Annotated in this window: 13 protein-coding genes; 8 read left to right on the forward strand and 5 right to left on the reverse strand. The window is 40.3% G+C overall.

Annotated features, from left to right (window positions below; all coding sequences use genetic code 11):
- Nucleotides 1-2 precede the first annotated feature (2 nt).
- Complete coding sequence (locus ABWV72_RS00085; RefSeq protein ID WP_353368438.1) at nt 3-1,298, reverse strand: ribonuclease J; 1,296 nt, start codon at nt 1,296-1,298, stop codon at nt 3-5.
- 356 nt (nt 1,299-1,654) lie between these two features.
- Here ABWV72_RS00085 and ABWV72_RS00090 point away from each other — a divergent pair, with 356 nt between their 5' ends.
- The 4 genes from ABWV72_RS00090 to ABWV72_RS00105 all read left to right on the forward strand — a co-directional run bounded on the left by ABWV72_RS00090 (nt 1,655) and on the right by ABWV72_RS00105 (nt 5,359).
- Nucleotides 1,655-2,212, forward strand: a complete 558-nt coding sequence (locus ABWV72_RS00090) for an HNH endonuclease (RefSeq protein WP_216048922.1) — start codon at nt 1,655-1,657, stop codon at nt 2,210-2,212.
- A gap of 94 nt (nt 2,213-2,306) precedes the next feature.
- Nucleotides 2,307-3,215, forward strand: coding sequence for a 1-acylglycerol-3-phosphate O-acyltransferase, YihG family (gene yihG / locus ABWV72_RS00095; RefSeq protein ID WP_502902099.1), 909 nt, complete (start codon nt 2,307-2,309; stop codon nt 3,213-3,215).
- 6 nt (nt 3,216-3,221) lie between these two features.
- Nucleotides 3,222-4,118: a 1-acylglycerol-3-phosphate O-acyltransferase, YihG family gene (yihG, locus tag ABWV72_RS00100; protein WP_216048923.1), complete on the forward strand. Its 897-nt coding sequence runs from the start codon at nt 3,222-3,224 to the stop codon at nt 4,116-4,118.
- The gene (locus ABWV72_RS00105; RefSeq protein ID WP_342805251.1) at nt 4,118-5,359 is read left to right on the forward strand and encodes a mechanosensitive ion channel family protein; all 1,242 of its coding nucleotides are present in this window, start codon (nt 4,118-4,120) and stop codon (nt 5,357-5,359) included. The genes yihG (ABWV72_RS00100) and ABWV72_RS00105 overlap by 1 nt, the downstream gene beginning before the upstream one ends.
- A 109-nt stretch (nt 5,360-5,468) precedes the next feature.
- Here ABWV72_RS00105 and ABWV72_RS00110 read toward each other — a convergent pair whose 3' ends face one another.
- Nucleotides 5,469-5,651: a hypothetical protein gene (locus ABWV72_RS00110; protein WP_216048925.1), complete on the reverse strand. Its 183-nt coding sequence runs from the start codon at nt 5,649-5,651 to the stop codon at nt 5,469-5,471.
- Nucleotides 5,652-5,982: 331 nt separating this feature from the next.
- Here ABWV72_RS00110 and ABWV72_RS00115 point away from each other — a divergent pair, with 331 nt between their 5' ends.
- A complete protein-coding gene (locus tag ABWV72_RS00115; RefSeq protein WP_216048926.1) occupies nt 5,983-6,762 on the forward strand; it encodes a DUF2884 family protein in 780 nt (259 codons plus the stop codon).
- Nucleotides 6,763-6,779: 17 nt separating this feature from the next.
- Nucleotides 6,780-7,592 carry an SDR family oxidoreductase gene (locus tag ABWV72_RS00120; RefSeq protein WP_353368284.1) on the forward strand — a complete coding sequence of 271 codons (813 nt, stop codon included), beginning with the start codon at nt 6,780-6,782 and terminating at the stop codon, nt 7,590-7,592.
- Between the two features lie 86 nt (nt 7,593-7,678).
- Here ABWV72_RS00120 and ABWV72_RS00125 read toward each other — a convergent pair whose 3' ends face one another.
- Nucleotides 7,679-9,100, reverse strand: coding sequence for a sodium-dependent transporter (locus ABWV72_RS00125; protein WP_216048928.1), 1,422 nt, complete (start codon nt 9,098-9,100; stop codon nt 7,679-7,681).
- 194 nt (nt 9,101-9,294) lie between these two features.
- Nucleotides 9,295-10,029 (reverse strand): SDR family NAD(P)-dependent oxidoreductase, encoded by a 735-nt coding sequence (locus tag ABWV72_RS00130; RefSeq protein WP_353368285.1) that lies wholly within the window; start codon nt 10,027-10,029, stop codon nt 9,295-9,297.
- A 216-nt stretch (nt 10,030-10,245) separates the two neighbouring features.
- Here ABWV72_RS00130 and msrA point away from each other — a divergent pair, with 216 nt between their 5' ends.
- The gene (msrA, locus tag ABWV72_RS00135) at nt 10,246-10,782 is read left to right on the forward strand and encodes a peptide-methionine (S)-S-oxide reductase MsrA (protein WP_216048930.1); all 537 of its coding nucleotides are present in this window, start codon (nt 10,246-10,248) and stop codon (nt 10,780-10,782) included.
- A gap of 82 nt (nt 10,783-10,864) precedes the next feature.
- Here msrA and ABWV72_RS00140 read toward each other — a convergent pair whose 3' ends face one another.
- Complete coding sequence (locus ABWV72_RS00140) at nt 10,865-11,977, reverse strand: SdiA-regulated/phytase-like domain-containing protein (RefSeq protein WP_353368286.1); 1,113 nt, start codon at nt 11,975-11,977, stop codon at nt 10,865-10,867.
- A gap of 237 nt (nt 11,978-12,214) precedes the next feature.
- Here ABWV72_RS00140 and ABWV72_RS00145 point away from each other — a divergent pair, with 237 nt between their 5' ends.
- Complete coding sequence (locus ABWV72_RS00145) at nt 12,215-14,029, forward strand: alkaline phosphatase D family protein (RefSeq protein ID WP_502902104.1); 1,815 nt, start codon at nt 12,215-12,217, stop codon at nt 14,027-14,029.
- Nucleotides 14,030-14,124 lie beyond the last annotated feature (95 nt).

Raw genomic sequence — 14,124 nt, forward strand, 5'->3', positions numbered from 1 at the left:
ATTTAATTGTTATCCAGCGCAATACGCCCTGTTTTTACCGCTTGGCGCTTTACTCCTAATTGTGGAGCCAGCAAAAATATATCCCCATTATTGCCGGTTAACGTGCGTAAAACATTTGACTGCTTAGCTAAATAAGCGTTTCTTTGCATATGCATTTGTTCACCGTGAGTCGGCACTGCAACTTGTGGACGCACCCAGTTGTACATTAATTTCAACTCTTCTTCACAAGGGTGACCCGAAGCATGAATAGCAAACTCACAGTCTTCAGACAAAACAGTGTTTATGTTACGCGCTTTGAACGCCTTGATCAGATTCTCAACGGCTTTTTCATTTCCAGGAATGACAATAGAACTGAATATGACCAAGTCCCCCTCATCAAGTGACAAGTCACGGTAATGATCTTGCGCCAGTTTAGACATGGCAGCCCTTGGTTCACCTTGACTACCTGTAGCGACAGCCAATACTTCGTTAGCCGGCAAGTAGCCACTGTGATAAGAGTCAATTATGCTTAAATCTTCAGGCCAATGCCCTGTTGCCTTGGCGGCCCCTACGGTATTTTGCAATGAGCGGCCAAGCAACGCTAGATATCGTCCTGTTTGTTTGGCGATTTTCGCTAGGGTAATCAATCGCGCAATATTACTACTGAAACAGCCCACGACTACACGGCCAGGTGCTTCATCCACTAGCTGCTTCAATCCTCGATAACAAGCCCCTTCGGATATAGAATATCCACTTTTTGTGGCATTGGTTGAATCACAAATCATGGCTAAAATATTCTGCTTTCTCAGTGACTTAAACGGTTGTTCATTAAATGCTTTACCGGTAACCGGATGACTATCAATTTTCCAATCCGCAGTATGGAAAATATTCCCCGCTTCAGTCCGTATAATTAACGCATGGGGTTCTGGAATAGAGTGTGTAATTGGCATCCATTGCACATTGAAAACGCCAATATCAACAATTTGCTCAGATACCACTTCAATAATTGGCATATTTTGATTAGCGCTATTTCGCAATTTCCGACGAAGTATTTCAGCGGTATAAGGCGTTGTATAAACGGGACACTTAAAGCGATGCCAAAGATGCGGTAAGGCACCAATATGATCCTCATGGGCGTGAGTGATAACTATGCCAACCAAATTTTCTTTTTGACGAGTTATAAATGCGGGATCGGCACAGACCACATCATGTTTTGGTCCAACTGCAAATCCTTCTTTATAGGTTAATGGTTCATCGAAAGTGAGACCACAATCTACCATTAACCACTGATTGTTATGTCCAAAAAGATTCATGTTCATACCGATTTCGCCTGTACCACCTAACGGCAAGAACCACAGATCATTTTGTCCTGGAATATAAGATTGAATAAATAGCATCCTTTTATAGATTCAACTGCAAGTCATTATTATGCACTAGCTTCACAAAAAGATTATGTTTAAACGCAAATAAATATTTGAATCGAAAGAAAATTGTATTGTTAGATTTTTTGCACTAAATCTGTCACAGTAGCTGTATATTATTTATACCGATTTGGAACCATAATTATAATTACAGGCTCAAATTCCTGACAAAGTGGTTTGTAGACAATACAAGTAATCATCAATCGACCATTTTTCAGGGAGCTTGAAACAACTACAGCGAGTTGGGGAAATTTATGTTGGTATTGCGATTGAACAAATCTGGTATGCCGCAAGCGTGGATAACACCTGAAGAAGCGGCCAAGTATTATGCCCAAGATCGGGTTTTATTCGAGCTGGGTGAAAGCAAAAAAGTCATGCTTGGTGGCTGGAATAATCAAGGAATTCAGAGTCGACTTCAGCTTTCTTCAATTATTGGTTGCGAAGGAAAAGTGACGAACTTGGACGGCAAAATATCCCTGTGTAATCGTTATCTATTCCGTCGAGACAACTTTCTTTGCATGTATTGCGGACAAAAATTTAAATCATCCCAACTCACTCGCGATCATATTATCCCTCGCTCTCGCGGCGGAAAAGATGTGTGGACCAACTCAGCAACTTCCTGCACACGCTGTAACTGCCACAAGGCAGCGCGTACTCCTGAAGAAGCTCAAATGTCGTTAATTGCAGTGCCCTTCACACCCAATTTGTATGAGCGATTTTACCTGATGAATCGACGTATTTTGGCTGACCAAATGGCTTTTTTGGGGAATCACTTTTCACGAAATAGAAGTTGGCTGGATCAAATTTTGTAATCGTCTACCGAATCACAATAATTGTTTGCAACAAAGCCCACAATTTAGTTTACAATATCGCCCATTAATTCTGAGAAATGGGGTCTATTCTAGCGTGTCTATCCGCAATATTGTTGGTCATTTTATTGGTACCATATCTGTCATTATTTATTTTTTTAATACTGTCTTTTGGGTCATCCCCATTGTGATCCTTTCATTTTTAAAGTTGATCCCAATTAAATCTTGGCAAAAGTTGGTTAGTTATCCGTTAGATGGTTGTGCAACTGCTTGGATTGGCGTGAATAACTTAAATCAACGAATCACTTCCAATACCGAGTGGGATGTAGAAGGCGTTGAAACACTTACACTTAATGACTGGTATTTAGTGACGTCTAATCATCAGTCATGGGTCGACATTCTTGTTTTACAACGTATTTTTAATCGCAAAATTCCCTTTCTTAAATTCTTTCTAAAAAAGGAATTAATCTGGGTACCATTTTTAGGTATCGCTTGGTGGGCGTTAGATTTTCCTTTTATGAGTCGTCATTCGAAGTCTTTTCTAGCCAAAAACCCACATTTGAAGGGTAAAGATATGGAAAGTACCCGCAAAGCATGTGAAAAGTTCAGCACTAAACCAGTCAGTATTATGAACTTCGTAGAAGGCACGCGGTTAACAGAGGAAAAGTTGAAGCGAATCAACGGTCCCTATAAACACCTTTTAAAACCTAAAGCTGGCGGGATGGCGTTTGTGCTTAGTGCCATGGGCAATCAATTGCACAAGTTTTTGGACGTAACAATATATTATCCAGAAGGTATACCGTCTTTTTGGGACTTTGTGTGTGGTAGGGTCAAAAAAATACAAGTAAAAGTGAGAATTTTGTCCGTCGAAGACATTCTTAATAGTGATGCCTTTGGCATGGATTATTTTGACAACCCCGAACAACGCGCTCGATTCCAACGTTGGTTAAATCAATTGTGGTCTGAAAAAGATCACACTCTCACGACTATGTCATCGAGTAAATAGAGTGTTATGTTGAGTTTTATCCCTGCTTTTTTGATGTTCCCAATTCATTTTGCATTACAAATACTTAATCTTGGTTTTTGGGCAGCGTTGATTATTATTTTGGGGGTAATTAAGTTTATACTCCCATTTAAATGGGTAGCATCACTGCTCAGCCCAATGATGCATTTTATGATGTTTGCGTTTGGGGTGGTTAGTGTCAAACTCATACGACTGACCAACAACGTCCAATGGGACTGTTCTGTAGAAGGGGAGTTGAGCAAAGACAGCTGGTATTTGATGATGCCAAATCACTTAAGCTATTTAGATATCATTTTATTGATTGAGTTTGCCGCATCGCGGATCCCCGCCCCCAAATTTTTCCTCAAGAAAGAACTCATATGGTTGCCCTTTGTTGGTTTAGGAGCCTGGGCCCTTGGCATGCCTTTTATGCAGCGCTATAGCAGAGAGTTCGTGGAGAAGAATCCCCACTTAAAAGGCAAAGACATTGAAACCACCCGTAGATACTGTAAGAAGTTTCAAAGCACACCAACTACGGTAATCAACTTTGTTGAAGGATCAAGATTCACACCAGAAAAGCAGCGGGCTAAATCAAGCCAGTACCAACATTTACTTCCCCCTAAAGCCGGAGGTGTAGCTTTTACATTAGCGGCTATGGGCGACCAATTTACTAATATCTTGAATGTCACCATTTTGTATCCTGAAAACAACCAACATCCAATGATGGATATGCTGTGCGGCAATCTTACCCGCATAGTTGTGCACATTGATGTACTCCCCGTGGCGGATGATGTTATTGGAGACTATTTCAACGATGCGGAGTTTAAAGGACGGTTCCAGATTTGGCTAAATGATTTGTGGGCCAGTAAAGATAAATTCATATCACAATTAGGTAGCTCGAAATAATGCTTCAACAAGAAAAAGTCAAAGAATGGTTGCTGACGAATTTAAGTACAATTGATGTAGACATCACTGAGCATAGTTGGCTGTATCAAACCTCCGCTATTTTACTTTCTTTAGGTCTGGCCACAATCGCTTTCATGTTAACCCGTTTGTTGATGCGCGGGCGTATTTCGAGAATCGTTTCATTAAGCCGAAATAATTGGGATGATGAGCTCCATAAACATGGGTTTTTCCAGCGTATAGGCCACATAGTTCCTGCTTTGGTTATATTTTTATTAACCCCTGTTTTGCTTGACGTATCTAATATTCTTTACGCGTTTATTCAAAAAACCATGTTGATTTATATAGCTGTCTCAGTTGTATGGTCTAGTAGTGCGCTATTTAACACAATTGAAGACGTGTATAACGCGTCAGATTTGGCCAAACGAGCGCCGATAACCGGCTTTATTCAAGTGGCTAAACTGGTCGTCGTGATCCTTGCTGTACTGCTTATTATTTCTAATTTACTCAATAAATCTCCCCTACTGTTACTTTCAGGTCTTGGTGCTGTTACAGCCATATTATTATTGTTATTCAGAGACACTATTCTCGGTTTTGTGGCGGGAATTCAAATTGCAGCGAACCGAATGGTGAATACGGGCGACTGGATTGAACTGCAAAAATACGGTGCTGACGGTGAAGTATTAGAAGTTGGATTAACCACAGTTAAAGTACAGAACTGGGACAAAACCATCTCAACAATACCCACTTATACGTTAATCAGTGATTCAGTGAAAAACTGGCGCGGCATGTCTGAGTCGGGCGGGAGGCGAATAAAACGCGCAATTAAAATAGATATCAGTAGTATTAAGTTCTGTGATGCTGAAACGCTTAGCGAGTACAAAAAAATCCGATATATCAGTGACTATATTGAATCTAAAATCCAGTTGCTGCGCGATTATCACGATCAACAACATATTGACGAGCAAGATTTATTAAACAGTCGCCGTTTAACCAACATAGGTACTTACAGAGCCTACGTTAATGCGTATTTGCACCATCATATGCAACTCAATAAAGATATGACCATGATGGTTCGTCAATTGCCACCAACTGAAACCGGACTACCTTTGGAAATATATTGCTTTTGTGCAGATAAAAATTGGGTAAATTATGAAGGGGTGCAGGCAGATATTTTTGATCACTGTTTAGCTATGTTACCTGTTTTTAATCTGAGAGCTTATCAAAGAGTTAGCGACAAATAATCAATACAGGGATTGCGCCCTAGTCTTGCAAACAATAACGCTGACTGTTTGCATCCATTTCGAGGAAAACTTTAGTCAGCGTTAATATCATTGATTAAAAAGCTTAGATTTAGCTCCAGGCTAGGGCTACGGACAACAACAAAGTCGCAACCAATCCCGTCACACCGAAGAATCCATACTCAACTTTCTCACGCATTCCACCAGCAGGTGAAGGTAGAAAACCCATAATCAAACAGGTTGCGCCCAAAACAAACACAAGAACTGTTATTCCAAATAAAATGGCATCAACCATGCTATCTCCAAGTTAATTAACGTTAAACTCCGTACATTATGCACCAAAACGTCTAATTGGGGGAGTGATCTATATCAAACAGTTAAAATTTTCTTCAATATATAATAGCCAAAAGAATATAGTTAAATTGACTAACTTTTAGTATTTCTTCCTATTCATCGTAGGTCATATTACCAACTTCACAATTCTAAAATAAGTTAACCAATTGATTATATTGAACTAATTAAAACTGGCCAGAGTGTTGCTACCTTATTAATAAATTCAATCAACACAGTCAGTGGTCGCTACCGGTCATTGTGCTAATTAGTTAATTTATGTAGAGGAAAAAATTATGAAACAATCAGTGATCGCCGCAAGTATATTGTTGCTCTCTGGCACCGCGGCCGCAAATGAGTGTGACGTTAGCATGGATGGTCAAGTTTCCTTAATAAACAACGTATTGACCATAACGACTGAAGCCAATGATGTAATTAAAATTGATGCTGGCGAAGCGTTATTTGTAAACGGCCAGCGCATGGATGTAAACAGGGACCAAGAAAGGTGGGTATCTGAATACTACAATGGTATCTACGATGCAGTCCCAGTAGCGGCTGAACTTGCCCTAGATGGTGTAGCAATAGCCAATGTTGCAGTGTCTGAAGTTTTGGGTAATTTGCTGGGAACGGACAGCAACGCAGTGGATAAGATCCAAGAAAAATTAGATCAAATTAAGGAAAAAATTGAATTCAACTTTTACGCTGATGATGGCAGCATTCATATAGATTCTGCTAACTTTTCAGATGGCGATTTTTTAGGTGCGCAGTGGCAACAAGATTTTGAAGAAACAGTGGAAGAAGTGGTTACCGCATCCATTGGCCATTTAATGATTGCCCTTGGAACCGAACTTATATTTGGTGATGGTGATACAGATGCTTTCGATGAACGTATGGATAACTTTGGCCAAAATATCGAACAAAAGATTGAAGCCAGAGCAGAAAAGTTAGAACAAAAAGCCGATGCTTTTTGTATGCGTTTAGCAAGCATTGATTATGCTGAAAATAAACTTCAAAACTCAATGCAAGAGTTGTCAGGATTAAATCTGATTACCGTAAAGTCAGATTATAAAATGTAATAGGCAAAATAAATATCGTGAAAATAGCAATTATTGGGGCGGGTTGGTTAGGTTTACCACTTGCCCAAGCATTAACTCAAAGTGGCCACTCAATTGTGGCCACAAAACGTTCTGCCTCTGACGTCAAAAAGTTACAGGATATGGGTGTATCAGCGTTCCAATATGCTCTGGGCGATAACTTAAACAGCCCTGAACTAGCTAACTTGTTTGACGTGCAAACTCTTATCCTGAATATACCGCCAGGTCGCAAATCGCTATCTTTGACTGAATATACTAATCAGATGCAAGCATTAGTCACAACAGCCAAACAAAAAGGTGTGCAAAAGGTTATTTTCATTTCAACTACTGCGGTCTATGGTAATCGCGATGGAACAATTTACGAATATTCACCAGTAGCTCCGCACACCAACAGTGGCAAAGCTCATGTCGAGATTGAAAATTGGATTCGCGATCTATTCCAGCAAAACGCCTGTATTCTTCGATTAGCAGGTTTGGTCTCACAAGATAGACATCCTGCACGTAGTTTAAGCGGCAGGAAAAATATTGAAAATGGTCAGCAAGCTATCAACCTTGTACACCGGGAAGACGTGATTAGCGCCATTCAAAAGATAATTACAAACAATAAGTTTGGCCAGACTTATCACTTAAGTAGTGTTGAGCACCCAACCCGACAGCAATATTATACTGATGCCGCAACGTCTTTAGGCTTGCCCCCTCCTGAATTTACCCCAGTCACCTCTGCGCCCTCAGGCAAACGCATCAATTGTGACCTCACCATTAACGCACTTGAGCTAACCTTAGCCTACCCTAGTCCATACGATATGCTTTAGCGCCAACCTAAAACCTCAAATTCATATTTATCAGATGTAAAAAAGCCGGTCTGTTGACCGGCTTTAATTTGAAGTTAGTTACCTAACTATCCAATCAGCGCTTTTCCGAAATACTTCAGTGCGACAGTATTAATAAAGACTAAAAATAGGATTAGCGGGATAAAGGTTCCCACCGAAAAGTCGACGTATTTTTCAAAGAAACTGCCTTTGTAACTAGGAGCTCCTTGGTCTAACTCTGCATTAAAATTCTCTTTTTTCCAACGATAAATCACGAATAGACAGATTAGCAATCCATTTAATGGCAAAATTGTGTCATAAAAAACATCGACAATAATGTCGAACAAGGATTTATTCTGTCCTGCGTAACTCGTCAATGAGGTGACGGGATCCCAAATACCAAATGACAGAGTCGTCACCCCAGAGGTCACAACCAATAACAGCCCCATTACGCCCAACGCTTTTTTCCGGCCCACTTTTTTCGATTCCATAAAGGATGCCACTGGCACTTCGAAAATTGAAACCAAAGAGGTTATGGCGGCAAAGAATACCAGTAAGAAGAACAAACCGGCGACAACACTTGCTCCAACGTAGCCAATGGAGGCCTGTAAAGCTAAAAATATCTTAGGCAAAAAGGTAAAAATCATTCCTACAGAAGAGTCACTCAACTCTGCTGTATTGGTATTAGGGTTAAACGAAAATACCGCTGGAAGAATTAAAAGCCCTGCAATGAAGGCCACCCCTGTATCCGCTAAAGCAACGAATTTGGCCGAACCTGGTACATCACTTTTGCTATCTAAATACGAACCATAGGTGATCATAATCCCCATCCCCAAAGATAAGGAAAAGAACGCTTGAGATAATGCGGCGCTGACCACAGATGCATCAATTTTACTGAAATCGGGGACCAAATAATATTCCACCCCAGCAAAGGCATTGTCTAGGGTAAGTACAAAAATAACCAGACCGATTAGCATGACAAACAAGGCGGGCATCATCACTTTTGCGGCTTTTTCGATCCCCTGTTTTACCCCTCCTTGCAAAATTAAGTACACCACAGCTAACACACCAACCATGTATATAAATAACTGCGAAGACTTTACGAAATCAGTAAATGTTGAAGGATCGGCTAATTTATCTAAATTACCCATCGCGATTTGAAACAGGTAACCAAAGATCCACACGGTAATGACCAGATAAAATACCGCGATCATAAAAGGCGTAATAATTGACAACCATCCCGCTATCCGCCAATGCAACTGATTTTGGCTAAGTTTGACATAAGCATTGAGGGGATCCATTCGACTTCGCCGTCCAATAGACATCTCTGCCAACATCACGGGTAAACAAATTAACATCACAAAAACGGCATAAATGAGCAAGAATGCTCCGCCACCATTTTTGGTGGCAGCAACTGGAAATCCCACCATGTTGCCAATACCCACAGCGGACCCTGCCGCAGCCAAAACAAACCCGAGACGAGAACCAAACTGTTCGCGATCTGCTGCCATAATATTTTCCTTTTTTGTTGGTTGATTACCCCTTACTGTAGACTACAGCGCAGTTTAATCACCCTTATTGTTTTTAGGTTAGAATGACGATGTTAACAGGCTAATTTTAAAATGTCTTTTACTTAAAAATATAGGTTTGCCAAAAATTAAAACACAGCAGATATGCAGCGTAATATTGATAAAACACCCACATTTCACCATGGAATCGGTTGATTATCCCAATCAATAAAATGCGGAGCTTGGTTGAAGTCTAATGTTTGCAGGTGTGATAGTAGTCTTTGCACAGTAAAATCCACACTAAATAACTTTTCCTTTGGCACATTGGATTGAAAAGGTTTAGACAACCCCGTATCTACTGTACCTGGGTGATAACAGATAAGTTCTACGTTTTTAAATCGACGTTTGTATTCCACCTGACTAGTTTTCACGAGCATGTTTAACGCGGCTTTACTGGCTCGGTAACCGTACCAACCTCCCAGTTTATTATCTTCTATACTGGCTACTCGAGCCGATAAAAAAACCACTTGAGAATGAACCGATTTAGAAAAAAGCATAGGCAGGTGTTTTAACCACATCATAGGCGCCAGAGTATTTACTTTAAAGTAGTATTCCAATTGTCTAGCTGTAACATCCTCTAGCCTTTTTTCTGGCCTCACCGCCCCCGCTATGTCGTCGGCATGAAGAACGCCGATACAACAAATAACCAGGCTAAATTGACCGTATGCTTGCAACTCTTTACAAAGGTTCTCTACTTGCACTTCATCTACACTGTCTAGTTGATGAGTGCAGAGTTTTGGATGTTCGATTTTATCGGGTCTTCTAGATACAGCATGGACAACATCAAAGTGACTGTTATGACACAATCGACGAACAAGCTCGGCACCAATACCTGATGAACTGCCAATAATTAGCGCATTTGTTTTTTGCATAACTGAATTTTACCTCTGTATTTAGAGCGCAATAGCTTGCCCCTTTCCGCTAACTCAATTATTCCCATGCACATCACTAAGCAAAATAAGATAGGGTTAGGCGGGCAATGATAATCTTAGTACGCAAAACTATCTGTTGTGGATGCCTTGAACTAAACTAAATTCGTTACCATGTTAGTTGCAACAATTCGCGAAAACTTATTTTCTGAGGAAAAAATGGCAAATATTCAACAAGCAACCCTAGCAGGCGGCTGTTTCTGGTGTATTGAATCAGCATTCAACTCTGTTGATGGCATCCAATCAGCTTATTCAGGTTATGCTGCAGGTCACATTGATAATCCAACTTATGAGCAAGTTTGCAGTGGTTCAACGGGCCATGCTGAAGTGGTGAGAGTCAATTTTGATGCGGATAAAATTTCGTTTCGAGATGTATTGGAAATATTCTTTTCTTTGCACAACCCCACCCAATTAAATAGACAAGGCAATGATGTAGGCAGCCAATATAGAAGTGCTATTTTTTATCATAATGATGAACAGAAGAAATTAGCCGAAGAGATTATCGCGGAAATTGAAGAGCAAAAGATCTGGCCAGACCCTGTCGTTACCGAAGTCACGGAAATCAACAATTATTACCAAGCCGAAGATTATCATCAGGATTATTTCACTAACAACCCACAGAACCAGTATTGCAATATGGTCGTGGCCCCTAAATTAGCGAAATTTAAAAAGAACTTTGCCAGTCGATTGAAATGACAACGTTTTAGCTATCAGGATATTCGAATAACAAACAGTGTAACCGATAAGTATTTAACTCGTCGGTTACGCTGGTTCTTATTTAGTTAAACCAATTAGGATCGATAGGCATAGAAAATAACAGCGGCGCCATTTGTTCGTATTTAGTTCGATTCGTTTCACAAACAACGTTTTCTTTGTAATATTTTTTCCACGGGTCGTTGATCATCCAAATTTTATCTCCCACTACAGCCAACCCCTCTAAAGAAGCGTTATTCATTAACTCCCATTGACCACAATTAGGATCATTAGAATTAGTAGGTGCGTAATAGTGAACTGGGATAATTTTGGTTTCGTGTTGTTTTTTTAAATCAACCAACCAAATATTGTTATCATTTCTAGCGGCAGCAACTAAATAGCCAGGGTGATTAGTTCTAGGCAAATAGTCCATGGCATTAATCGGATGATTACCGGTTTCAAACTTTGGTAATCTGAGCTCCAAATCAGTTACTTGAACAAAGTCATCAGATGCCCAAAAAGAATCTTCGACTTTGACTGAGAAGATTCGAGCGTTTACTTGTTTGTCCTTCTCCAAGCCCAAATAAAGAGTGCCATCGGGTCCAAAAGTCATCGCTTCGATACCGTCATTGGGGAAATTGCCAATGTTTAATGATGCTTCAAACTGTAATGGCCTTACATGCGTGATCAACAATGAATTGTCGTCTTGTAGCTCAAGTCGCACTAACAATGTTGGATAGTCAGTTGAACCACTGTTTCGATATTTTTCAAAACAACTTTCAGACATGCTTTCACCACGAGTCGCATCTTCGGTGACAACCACAAACACTTTATCATTGCGCGGATCAACGGCAAGTGCCTCTAGATCAGGCGCATCATTTAAATATGCGGCAAAACAACTCTGCTGAACAGCTTCCGACATAACAAATAACAGTGATTCTTCTAAAACCAGTGCATTTTTAGGCTCGATAACATGTAGCTGCTTACGCTGAGAAATATCCGCACTTCCATCAGAGACAGAAAGTAATTTCCCACGCCAACTTTTAAGTCCGGAAGTTTGTGGATCAAGCATCACATCGCCAGTAGATTCAGTTAACCACTGACCTTGCAAAGGAATACTTTGTGATTTCTGCTCTTTCTCTTCCGCGCACCCCGCCAGTCCAACAACAACTAAAAAAATTAGACTCAGTTTCTTCATTATTCCTTTCCTCATCCTTCGGCAGGTTTTATAAGTTGTTAATTTATTAATAGCAAGTAAATCAGAAAACTATTTGCTTGTTCGCTTAAAACTAATGCAAACTGAATAGAAATTTCGACTATTTTTAATATTGCTTTGGTAAAATCAAGACTTTCTCAACATCCTCCCAAAGAATTGCCCCCGATTATTGCGGGGCCTATTCTTCGTGCAATTGATGAAACTAGTATTACATTGTGGATGCTAGTTAGTCACAAATACGAATTCGATGCTAAAGTCTGGACCAAAGAGTCTGATATCTTATATCACCAGAATATTGACGAACACTCAAATATCGTCAGAGTAGGCAAAAATGCGTTCATTTACGTCACTACCTTAGCACTTTCTGAATCGTTAACGGAAGCGACCCGCTATTTTTACGACATTACCCTTACCGATAACCAAGGCATTCGTAAAACCTTGCAAGAATTGATGCCTGACATAGTGTATAACCAGCAAAGCTCTCCGAGTTTCTTTTTTAATAGGCAAATCAATAACGTCTTACATGGCTCCTGCCGTAAACCTCATCACAATAGTAAGGATGGGATGCTATCTATTGATCAGGCTTTGGAACAGTCATTTGCAGATGAAGCCTCAGCACCCGATTTACTCATATTATCTGGCGATCAGGCTTATATTGATGATGTGGCAGGCCCGACTTTATTCGCTATTAACCAAGTTATTGAGTATTTAGGTTTATTCCAAGAAGAACTGTCAGGGGCGACAATAGATAGTAGTAAGCAATTACTAACTGATGAAAATTGTTATTACCAACGCCCTACTTTGTTACCTGACAATGATACAACTGAAAACGTAATGTCTTACTTTTTCAAGGGTAAAAAGAAACCGATATTTACTTCGGTAAATGCAAATAACCATTTGATAAGCTTCGCAGAAGTAATAGGTATGTACGCGCTAATATGGTCTCCTGAAATGTGGCGTTTTAGCAAACTTGAAGCAGACAATATCGCCCCTCAATATCAAGCTACCTACGCAGAAGAATTGCATTGGGTAGAAGAATTTAAACAGGGGTTACCTAAAGTGCGCCGAGCAATGGCGCATATTCCTGTGTATATGATATTCGACGACCATGACATTACCGACGATTGGAACTTAACCCGAGGTTGGGAGGAAGCGGTTTATAATAATGCGTTTGCTAAACGCATTGTTGGTAATGCCTTAATTGGATATTGGCTGTGCCAAGGTTGGGGCAATGATGTAACAAAACTTTCTCCGCTCACAGAAAAGTTACTGCCTTTTTTCAGCGATAGTGGTATCGAACAACATGATCAGGTTATTGATATTTTGCTGCACTGGGATCAATGGCATTATACCTTGAACACTCACCCGAAAATTGTTGTGTTAGATACGCGGACTCAGCGTTGGCGCTCGGAATCAAGTTTAAGTAAACCTTCAGGATTGATGGACTGGGAAGCGTTATGCGACTTACAACAAGAGTTGATCGATCAACCCGCGGTTATTATGGTTTCCGCAGCACCGATATTCGGTGTTAAACTGATTGAGACCATTCAGCGCATTTTTACCTTTTTTGGTCGAGCATTAATGGTTGATGCGGAAAACTGGATGGCGCACAAAGGCACTGCGAGTGTGATTCTTAATATTTTCCGGCATTACAAAACGCCCCCCAATTTTGTGATCTTATCTGGTGACGTTCATTATTCCTTTGTCTACGATATAACCCTAAAATTCAGACGCAACAGCCCCCACATCACTCAGATAACCAGTAGCGGTATTAAAAACGAGTTTCCAGAAAAATTAATAAGCTGGTTGGATAGACTGAATCAGATTTTATTCGGTCCAAAGTCACCGTTGAACTGGTTCACACAACGTCGCAACATGACTATTCGCCATCGCCGTCCTAGCAACCAACAAATAAGAACGCTACTAAACGGAGCGGGAATAGGCCAATTGAAAGTAAACGACGATTGCACCGAAGTAGAAGCCTCTGTTCTATTAGCAAATGGTGAGCAAGTCACTTTTATCAAAAAAGATTGACGCCACATCATCGACTCTGCAGTAGTTAAAACGGCTGCTAACAGATAAAAATAAAAAATCGTTGGATATTGATAGCGCATACAGAGACAATAATG

Origin of the sequence: Aliiglaciecola sp. NS0011-25, assembly GCF_040370605.1 — a bacterium.
GTDB lineage: Bacteria > Pseudomonadota > Gammaproteobacteria > Enterobacterales > Alteromonadaceae > Aliiglaciecola > Aliiglaciecola lipolytica_A.

Coding starts and splice junctions, on each gene's coding strand:
- yihG (WP_216048923.1), top strand. CDS start 3,222: ATGTTGAGTTTTATCCCTGCTTTTTTGATGTTCCCAATTCATTTTGCA.
- ABWV72_RS00115 (WP_216048926.1), top strand. CDS start 5,983: ATGAAACAATCAGTGATCGCCGCAAGTATATTGTTGCTCTCTGGCACC.
- ABWV72_RS00110 (WP_216048925.1), bottom strand. CDS start 5,651: ATGGTTGATGCCATTTTATTTGGAATAACAGTTCTTGTGTTTGTTTTG.
- ABWV72_RS00130 (WP_353368285.1), bottom strand. CDS start 10,029: ATGCAAAAAACAAATGCGCTAATTATTGGCAGTTCATCAGGTATTGGT.
- ABWV72_RS00125 (WP_216048928.1), bottom strand. CDS start 9,100: ATGGCAGCAGATCGCGAACAGTTTGGTTCTCGTCTCGGGTTTGTTTTG.
- ABWV72_RS00145 (WP_502902104.1), top strand. CDS start 12,215: ATGCTAGTTAGTCACAAATACGAATTCGATGCTAAAGTCTGGACCAAA.
- ABWV72_RS00085 (WP_353368438.1), bottom strand. CDS start 1,298: ATGAACATGAATCTTTTTGGACATAACAATCAGTGGTTAATGGTAGAT.
- ABWV72_RS00105 (WP_342805251.1), top strand. CDS start 4,118: ATGCTTCAACAAGAAAAAGTCAAAGAATGGTTGCTGACGAATTTAAGT.
- msrA (WP_216048930.1), top strand. CDS start 10,246: ATGGCAAATATTCAACAAGCAACCCTAGCAGGCGGCTGTTTCTGGTGT.
- ABWV72_RS00090 (WP_216048922.1), top strand. CDS start 1,655: ATGTTGGTATTGCGATTGAACAAATCTGGTATGCCGCAAGCGTGGATA.
- ABWV72_RS00140 (WP_353368286.1), bottom strand. CDS start 11,977: ATGAAGAAACTGAGTCTAATTTTTTTAGTTGTTGTTGGACTGGCGGGG.